At 70.8% G+C, this 8,003-nt stretch carries 7 protein-coding genes; 3 read left to right on the top strand and 4 right to left on the bottom strand.

The features are described from left to right. Positions 1 to 14: 14 nt before the first annotated feature. Positions 15 to 932, bottom strand: a complete 918-nt coding sequence (gene hemC, locus ABYX71_RS09035) for a hydroxymethylbilane synthase (protein WP_372696171.1) — start codon at positions 930 to 932, stop codon at positions 15 to 17. A gap of 121 nt (positions 933 to 1,053) precedes the next feature. Between hemC and asd the strand changes: the two genes are divergently transcribed. Continuing rightward, complete coding sequence (asd, locus tag ABYX71_RS09030; protein WP_372696170.1) at positions 1,054 to 1,950, top strand: archaetidylserine decarboxylase; 897 nt, start codon at positions 1,054 to 1,056, stop codon at positions 1,948 to 1,950. A gap of 156 nt (positions 1,951 to 2,106) precedes the next feature. Next, a complete protein-coding gene (locus ABYX71_RS09025) occupies positions 2,107 to 3,009 on the top strand; it encodes a bile acid:sodium symporter family protein (RefSeq protein ID WP_372696169.1) in 903 nt (300 codons plus the stop codon). Between the two features lie 11 nt (positions 3,010 to 3,020). Here ABYX71_RS09025 and ABYX71_RS09020 read toward each other — a convergent pair whose 3' ends face one another. Next, positions 3,021 to 3,713 (bottom strand): queuosine precursor transporter, encoded by a 693-nt coding sequence (locus ABYX71_RS09020; protein WP_372696167.1) that lies wholly within the window; start codon positions 3,711 to 3,713, stop codon positions 3,021 to 3,023. Positions 3,714 to 3,882: 169 nt separating this feature from the next. On the opposite strand from ABYX71_RS09020, the gene ABYX71_RS09015 reads away from it, so the two are divergent. Further along, on the top strand, positions 3,883 to 5,664 hold the full coding sequence (locus ABYX71_RS09015; RefSeq protein WP_372696166.1) for a lysophospholipid acyltransferase family protein: 1,782 nt from the start codon (positions 3,883 to 3,885) through the stop codon (positions 5,662 to 5,664). Between the two features lie 129 nt (positions 5,665 to 5,793). Here ABYX71_RS09015 and ABYX71_RS09010 read toward each other — a convergent pair whose 3' ends face one another. Both ABYX71_RS09010 and ABYX71_RS09005 read right to left on the bottom strand, forming a co-directional pair. Further along, positions 5,794 to 7,068 (bottom strand): sensor histidine kinase, encoded by a 1,275-nt coding sequence (locus tag ABYX71_RS09010; protein ID WP_372696165.1) that lies wholly within the window; start codon positions 7,066 to 7,068, stop codon positions 5,794 to 5,796. Next, on the bottom strand, positions 7,058 to 7,738 hold the full coding sequence (locus tag ABYX71_RS09005) for a response regulator transcription factor (protein ID WP_372696172.1): 681 nt from the start codon (positions 7,736 to 7,738) through the stop codon (positions 7,058 to 7,060). The genes ABYX71_RS09010 and ABYX71_RS09005 overlap by 11 nt, the downstream gene beginning before the upstream one ends. Positions 7,739 to 8,003: the final 265 nt, after the last annotated feature.

The following is an 8,003-nucleotide window of genomic DNA, read 5'->3' as shown; positions in this document are numbered from 1 at the left end:
CCGGCCGCCGCGTGTCAGCCATGACCACCCAAGATGTCATCGGCGCCCTGGGCCAGCAGGCGCTCGGCCAGCGCCAGCCCCAGCGCCCGGGGTTGCGCGGCCGGGCCGTCCAGCGCCTCGTGCAGCACGCGGCGGCCGTCCGGGGTGCCGACCAGGCCGGTCAGTCGCAGTCGCTCGCCGTCGAGTACGGCATGGCCGGCCAGCGGCGTGTGACAGCCACCGCCAAGGCGCGCCGCGAAGGCCCGCTCGGCCTGCACGCGAAGCGCCGTGGCGGGCTCGTGCAGCGGCGCCAGCAGGGCCATCACGGCGGTGTCGCCGGCGCGGCATTCGAGCCCCAGCACGCCCTGCGTGACGGCCGGCAGCATGACGTCGGTCGGCAGGCGCGCGGCGATGCGCCCGGCCAGTCCCAGCCGGTCCAGGCCGGCGGCGGCCAGCAGCAGGGCGTCGCACTCGCCGCGGTCCAGCTTGGCCAGGCGCGTCTGTACGTTGCCGCGCGTCATCACCAGCTGCAGGTCCGGCCGGCGCGCCAGCAGCTGGCAGCCGCGGCGGAGACTCGCGGTGCCCACGCGGGTCCCGCCGGGCAGCGTGTCGAGGCTGTCGGCCGCGCCCGCTACCAGTGCGTCACGCGGGTCGGCGGCGGCGCAGAACACCGGCAGGTCGAAGCCGGGCGGAAGCTCTGCCGGCACGTCCTTCATGGAGTGCACGGCCAGATCCGCCCGCCCCTCCAGCAGGCCCTGTTCGAGTTCCTTGATGAACAGTCCCTTGCCGCCGGCGGTGTTCAGCGCCCGGTCGAGGATGCGGTCGCCCTCGGTGACCATCTTCACCAGCTCCACGCGCAGGCCGCGATGGGTGGCGGTCAACAGGTCCGCCACGTGCCGGGCCTGCCACAGGGCAAGCGGGCTCTGGCGGGTGGCGATGCGCAGCAGGTCCATGGCGGGGCAGGTCGGGTGGCGGGTGCGGCAGTCTAGCAAGCCGGGGCCGCCCGTCGGGCGCGTTGGCAGCGTGCCCGGCGGGCCGCACAATGTGCGGCCCTATCACCTTGAATCCTGTGCCATGTCCCGGCTCACCGACCTGTTGCTCTGCCTGCCTTCGTACCTGCTGCCGCACCACGCGCTGTCGCGTCTGGTGTACCGGGCCGCGCGCGCGCGCCAGCCCTGGCTGGGGCAGGCGCTGATCAAGGCGCTGATCCACGCCTACCGGGTGGACCTGAGCGAGGCGGCCGAGCCCGATCCGCGTGCCTACCCGGATTTCGCCAGTTTCTTTACCCGCGCCCTGCGCGACGGCATCCGGCCGCTGGCCGGCGATGCGCGCACGCTGGTCAGTCCGGCGGATGGCGCGCTGAGCGCCCACGGTGCCATCGACGGCGACCGGCTGCTGCAGGCGAAGGGCCGCAGTTACACCGTGGCGGAGCTGCTGGGCGGTGATTTCGGGCTCGCCGAGGCCTTCACCGGCGGGCAGTTCTGCACCGTGTATCTGGCGCCGCGTGACTACCACCGCGTGCACATGCCGCTGGACGGCACCCTGCGCAGCATGACCCACGTGCCCGGCCGCCTGTTCTCGGTGCAGGGCGCCACCGCGCGCGGCATCGATCGCCTGTACGCGCGCAACGAGCGTCTGGTGTGCGTGTTCGACACCGCCCACGGGCCGCTGGCCGTGGTGCTGGTCGGCGCGCTGCTGGTGTCGAGCATCAGCACCGTCTGGGCGGGAGAGATCAACCCCCATGGCAGGCGGCGCGCGCTGTGGCGCGAGACCTATCCGCCCACCGGCGCGGGCAGCGTGTCGCTGGCGCGCGGCGCGGAGCTGGGGCAGTTCGCCATGGGCTCGACCGTGATCATGCTGCTGCCGCCGGGGGACTTCGCCTGGGAGGACGGGCTGCACGAGGGCGCCAGGCTGCGCTACGGCCACGGCCTGGGCGCCTGGTCGCCGGACGGCGGGGCGGCGTCGCCCTGACGCGTATCCGGCGGTAGCATGCGCTGGCCCGCAAGGGCGCGCGGTGGGGCCGGCGGTTTCCTGCTTGAGGTGTCGGCTGCCAGCGCACGTTGACTGACGACAATCGACCGATGGCGGGCCACACCGGTCACGCCGCGGCAGCAGGAGGAGAGCGGGATGAGCCAGATTCTGTTTCCGGCCGCGCTGGCCTTCATCATGTTTGGCCTGGGCATGACGCTGACGGTGCCCGACTTCACGCGCCTGGCGCGCATGCCGCGACCGGTGCTGGTCGGGCTGCTGGGACACATGTTCATCCTGCCGCTGGTGGCGCTGGCCATGATCGGCCTGTTCCCGATGCCGGCGGCGTTCGCGCTCGGCCTGATGGTGGTGGCGGCCAGTCCGGGCGGGGCGGTGTCGAATCTGTGGACGCACCAGGCGCGCGGCGACGTGGCGCTGGCGGTGACGCTGACGGCGCTGTCGGCGGCGGTGGCGGTGGTGTGGGTGCCGGTGCTGCTGAACCTGTCGGCGGGCTACCTGGTGGGCGACAGCGCCGACATTCGCCTGCCGCTTGGCGCGACCATGGCTCACATCGCGCTGCTGACGGTGATTCCGGTGGCGCTGGGCATGACCGTGCGCCGCCTGGCCGCCGCGTTTGCCCTGCGCATGGAACGGCCGGTGCGGATCCTGTCCATGCTGTTCCTGGTGTTGGTGGTGCTGACGGTGCTGGTGCGCGGGCGTGACGAGCTACCGCGCCTGATGCTCACCGCCGGGCCGCCGGTGCTGCTGTACAACTTTCTGGTGATGGCGGTGGGGCTGCTGGCGGCGCGCCTGGCGCGCCTGACGCCGCAGCAGGTCATCACCATCCCGATCGAGGTCGGCATCCAGAACGTGATCATGTCCGCCACCCTGGCTACGGCGCCGCAGTTCCTGAACCGGCCCGACGCCGGACTGGTGCCCAGCATCTACGGTTTCACCATGACCTTGATGGCCATCGGCTGGCTGCTGGTGATTCGCCACGCGCCGGGCGTGCTCGGGCGTCAGGCGTTGCCGCCGGCGCAGGCACAGACGGCGCGGATCTGAGGGCGTGCCGGTCAGACCTTCAGCGTGAAGGGGTTGAAGTCGGTCTTGTCGTCGAAGTAGTCCTCCTGCTCGGCGCGCTTGAGGCGACTGACGATGCGGTAGGTGACCGGCGTGGCCAGCACTTCCCAGCCCACCTTGATGCAGTAGTTGGCGCCCATCACGGCCAGCAGCAGGTCGTTGTCCCACACGCCATAGAAGGCCAGCGGGTAGAAGATCATCGTGTCGGCGGCCTCGCCGACCAGGGTGGAGCCGATGGTGCGCGTCCACAGCCAGCGGCCGCGGGTGAGCACCTTCATGCGCGCCAGCGTGAACGAATTCACGAACTCGCCGCACCAGTAGCCCAGCAGCGAGGCCAGCGCGATGCGCCAGGTGGAGCCGAAGGCGGCCTCGATCACCGCCTGACCGGTCCAGCCCGGCGCCGGCGGCAGGTGGACCACGATGGCGCTCATCAGCGCTGCGAAGGCCAGCGCCCCGAAGCCCGCCCACACCACGCGCCGTGACCGGGCGTAGCCGTACACCTCGGTCAGGATGTCGCCGAACAGGTAGCTGAGCGGGAAGAACAGGTTGCCGGCGCTGAAGCTGAAGCCACCGACGGTGGTCACCTTGCTCACGCCGATCAGGTTGGCGCACAGCAGCACGCACACGAAGGCCGCCATCACCAGGTCGTAGTAGCGATAGCTGCGCCGGGCGGGGGCGGCGGGCATGGGCGCGGTTCCGGTGCGGTGGTGGTGGGGGTGGGTGGCCGGCGATGCTAGCACGCACCCGGCGGGGTCTTGTCGCGGTTCTGTCACGGTGCGGCAATCGCGCCGTCATGTGCGGTTGCCAGCATGCGCGCCGCTTTCGCCCGGAAAGCGCCACCGTGTCTTCCAGGTCATGTCTGAGCCGGCCCTGTTGCTGTCCCCACCCGCCAGGGTTCCTGCCGTGATCGCCCAGCCGGTGGCCGGGCTCGCCAATCGCCTGACCGGTCTGCGCCGGCTCGATGCGTTGTATCAGCAGGCCCGTCAGCCCACCGAAGACGGTGACTTTCTGGACCGCGCGCTGGACACGCTGGGCGTCCAGTGCGCGCTGACCGGCGCGGGTGTGGACCGGATACCCGCCAGCGGACCGCTGCTGGTGGTGGCCAACCACCCGTTCGGCGGGGTGGAGGGCATGGCCCTGGCGCAGGCGCTGCGCCGCCGACGGCCGGACCTGCGCATCCTGGCCAATTACCTGCTCGGCCGGGTGGCCGAACTGGCGCCGCTGATGATTGCCGTGAATCCGTTTTCCGGCGCGCAGGCCGTGCGCCAGAACCGGCGTCCGCTGCGCGAGGCGCTGGACTGGCTGCGCGCCGGCGGCACCCTGCTGATGTTTCCGGCCGGCGCGGTGTCGCACCTGCACCTGAGCCGGCGTGCGGTGACCGATCCACCGTGGCAGCCGGCGGCCGCCTGGCTGGCCCGGCGCAGCGAAGCGCGGGTGGTGCCGGTGTTCGTGGATGGTCGCAACAGCGCCGCGTTTCAGGCGGCCGGCCTGCTGGCGCCGCAGCTGCGCACGGCGCTGCTGGCGCGCGAGCTGCTGCGCCGGCGCCGCTGCACGGTGCACGCCCGGGTTGGCCAGTGCATCGAGCCGGCGGCCCTGTCCGAACTGGCCGACGATGCCGAGCGCACCGCCTGGTTGCGGCTGAAGGTGTACGGATTGCGTGGCGCGCCAGCGGCGCGCCGGCGGCCAGTCAGCGCGGTTGCCACGCCGGCAGGGGCGCTGGACCAGACTCTGGCGCAGGAGGTGGCCGGACTGGCCGATTCCCACTGCCTGCTGCGCCATGGCGAGTTCGGTGTTTACCTGACCCGGGCGGCGGACGCGCCGCGGCTGCTGCGGGAAATCGGCCGTCAGCGCGAGTTGGCGTTTCGTGCCGTCGGTGAGGGCACCGGCAGGGCCCTGGACCTCGACCGCTACGACCGCCACTACCAGCACCTGTGGCTGTGGGATCACGCGCAGGGGCGTCTGGCGGGTGCCTATAGGCTGGCGCGCATCGACCGTGTCTTGGCCAGCCACGGCCCCGGCGGGCTGTATCTGAGCAGTCTGTTTCGCTTTCGGCGCGGCGCGCTGGCGGCACTGGGTCCGGCCCTGGAGCTGGGACGTTCGTTCGTGGCGCTCGACTACCAGCGCGATTTTCAGCCCCTGCTGTTGCTGTGGCAGGGCATCGGCCGCTACCTGGCCACCGAGCCGCAGTACGCGCGCCTGGTTGGGCCGGTCAGCATCGCCCGCAGTTACAGCGATGCCTCACGCGACCTGATCGCCCATTACCTGAGCCACTACTGCGCCGATCCGGCCCTGGTCGGACGCGTGCGCGGCAACTACCGACCGCGGCGCCAGCCGCTTCAGGGTTTCGGGCCGCAGGCGCTGCGCCGGCTGGTGGGTGACGTGGAGGCGCTCGCCACCTGCGTGGCGGCGCTGGAGGACGATGGCAAGAGCCTGCCGGTGTTGTTGCGCCATTACCTGAAGCTGGGCGGGCAGGTGCTGGCCTGGAACGTGGATCGCGACTTCGGCGACGTGCTCGATGCGCTGCTGGTGGTGGACCTGCGGCGCACCGACGCGCGTCTGCTGCGCCGTTACCTGGGCGTCGAGGGGGCGCAGCGGTTCGCCGCCTGGCATGCCGGGGCACCGCGTCAGGCGGCCTAGGGGGGCCAGAGAAGGGTTCCTTTGTGGAACGTTCGGTGTGCCGCCGTGCACATACGCCCGCGCTGCGCCCAGGACAGGCGGCGCCACCTGCCCGGGTGTTCTCCCGGCATGTGTTGGCTGGGTCGCCGGTCAGCCAAAAAAGCGCACGCTGGCGACCACGCCGCCGTCGGCGGCCGGCTCCACGCGCGGTTGCCAGCCGAAGCGGTCGCACAGGCGCGCCACGATGGCCAGACCGATGCCGCTGCCGGCCTGGCTGTTGCCGCGGCCGCGGAAATGGCGCGTGAACACGTGCGGCAGGTCCTCGGTGGCGATGCCCGGCCCGGTGTCGGTAATCGTCACGCTGCGTTCCAGCACCACCACGGTGATGTCCCCCGTTTCGGTGTAGTTGATCGCGTTCCGCAGCAGGTTGCCGACGACAATCGCTATTGCCTGTCGCGGCGCGGGCACCGTCAGCGGGCTGTGCTCGATCAGCTTCAGGCGAACCGGCCGGCCGTGCAGCAGCGGCTGGCAGCGCTCGATCTCGGCGCGCAGCACGGCGTTCACGTCGCATCGGCCACCGGGGGTCTGCGGTGTGCGTGCCAGGACCAGCAGCATGTCCAGCATTTCGCCAAGGTCGGTGGCGGCGCGCTGGATCATCTGGGCCCGTTGTTCGGCGGCGGGGCTCAGCGCACGGTCGCCCGCCAGCAGTTGCGCGGCGCCCCGGATGATGGTGATTGGCGTGCGCAGTTCGTGGCTGGCATCGGCCGTGAACTGCCGCTCGCGCTCCAGCAACTCGCCGATGCGCTCGGCGTAACCGTCGAGCGCGCGGGCCAGGGTGCCGACCTCGCTGTCCGGGTGGTCGTCACTGAAGCGGCGGGTCAGGTTCTCGGCCCGCCGCTGGGTGACCTGCCGTGCCAGCGCCACCACCGGTGACACTGCGCGGTGACTGGCCCGGTAGCCGATCCAGGCGACCAGATACAGCGCCAGCAGCACCGCGGTCAGCGGTAGCAGGCCAAACAGCAGTACCAGGCGGTCGATGCTCCCGGTCAGGTAGACCAGATACAGGCGCTGGCCGTCGGCGGGCGCCACGTACACCGGGTGCCATTCGCCGTCGCGCGGGTCGAGCACGTCCTTGTGCAGGCCATACGGCAGACGTTGCAACCACGCGGGGGCGCTGTCGCCCAGGTAGCCCTCCAGGTTGCGCGTGCGGGGTAGCGGGTAGGCCGGGTCGGCGCGGCGGGCGTCGATGAAATGTTTCGCCTCCAGGTCGAGTGCCTGGCGCACGAGCCCGTTCTCGAGCACATAACGTGCTGCCATCAGGCTGCTGGCAGCGACCAGGCTGATGAACAGCAGCTGCAGCCACAGTGCGCGCAGCAGGCGTCCACCCAGACTGGTACGCCCGGCCATCCGGCCGTTACGCGTCATTCGGCGGGCACAGGCGGTAGCCGACGCCGTGCACGGTGCGCAGCAGGGCGTCGTCGAACGGTTTGTCCACCGTTTGCCGAATGGCGGAGATATGCGTGCGCAGGGCATCGCTGTCGGTGAGTTCGTCGCCCCAGATGGCCTGTTCGATCTGCGCCCGCGTCACGACGCGCGGCGAAGCCCGCATCAGCAGCGTCAGGATGCGCAGGCGCAGTGGGTTCAGCACCAGCGCCTGTTCGCCGCGTGACAGCGTCAGGGTATCGGTGTCCAGGACCAGGTCGGCGACCTGCAGGCGCGGCCCGGTGTGGCCCTGGGCGCGGCGCCACAGCGCCAGCAGGCGGGCTTCCAGTTCCGGCAGGTCGAACGGCTTGATCAGGTAGTCGTCGGCGCCGGCCTCGAACCCGCGCAGCTTGTCCTCCAGGGTGTCACGGGCGGTGAGCATGAGGATCGGCACCGTGCTGGCCGCGTCCTGGCGCAGGCGGCGGCACAGTTCGAGACCGTCGATGCCCGGCAGGGCCAGGTCGAGCACGATGGCGTCGTAGCGCTGGGTGGCGGCCAGGTGCAGGCCGCCCAGCCCGTCGAGCGCAGAATCCGGCTGGTGCCCGCGGTCTTCCAGGTAATCGACCATCAACCGCGAAATGTCGCGGTTGTCTTCGACGACCAGCACCGACAGGTGAGGGGCGAACTGTGGCATGCCGGCATTGTAGGGTGCCGGTTTGCGGTGTGCCGAAGCAGGCGGCGAAGGTTGGACCAACGACCAGTGTTTTGCGCCAAATTTGTGCAAAACTTCATTAGCGATGTCTAATAACAGATGCTGTTGTCACTACCTTTGCGTAGTTGTCAATGGGTGTGGCGACTTGGGAGGTCGCCTGATGAGGCTGCTGCGGCCACCGGCTGACGGCGGTTTGGTTTTCTGAAAGGCAGGGTGCTAAGGGGTT

The organism is Immundisolibacter sp., assembly GCF_041625615.1.
In the GTDB taxonomy this organism is placed as follows: Bacteria; Pseudomonadota; Gammaproteobacteria; order Immundisolibacterales; family Immundisolibacteraceae; genus Immundisolibacter.
This window is presented reverse-complemented; position numbering and strand designations above follow the sequence as displayed.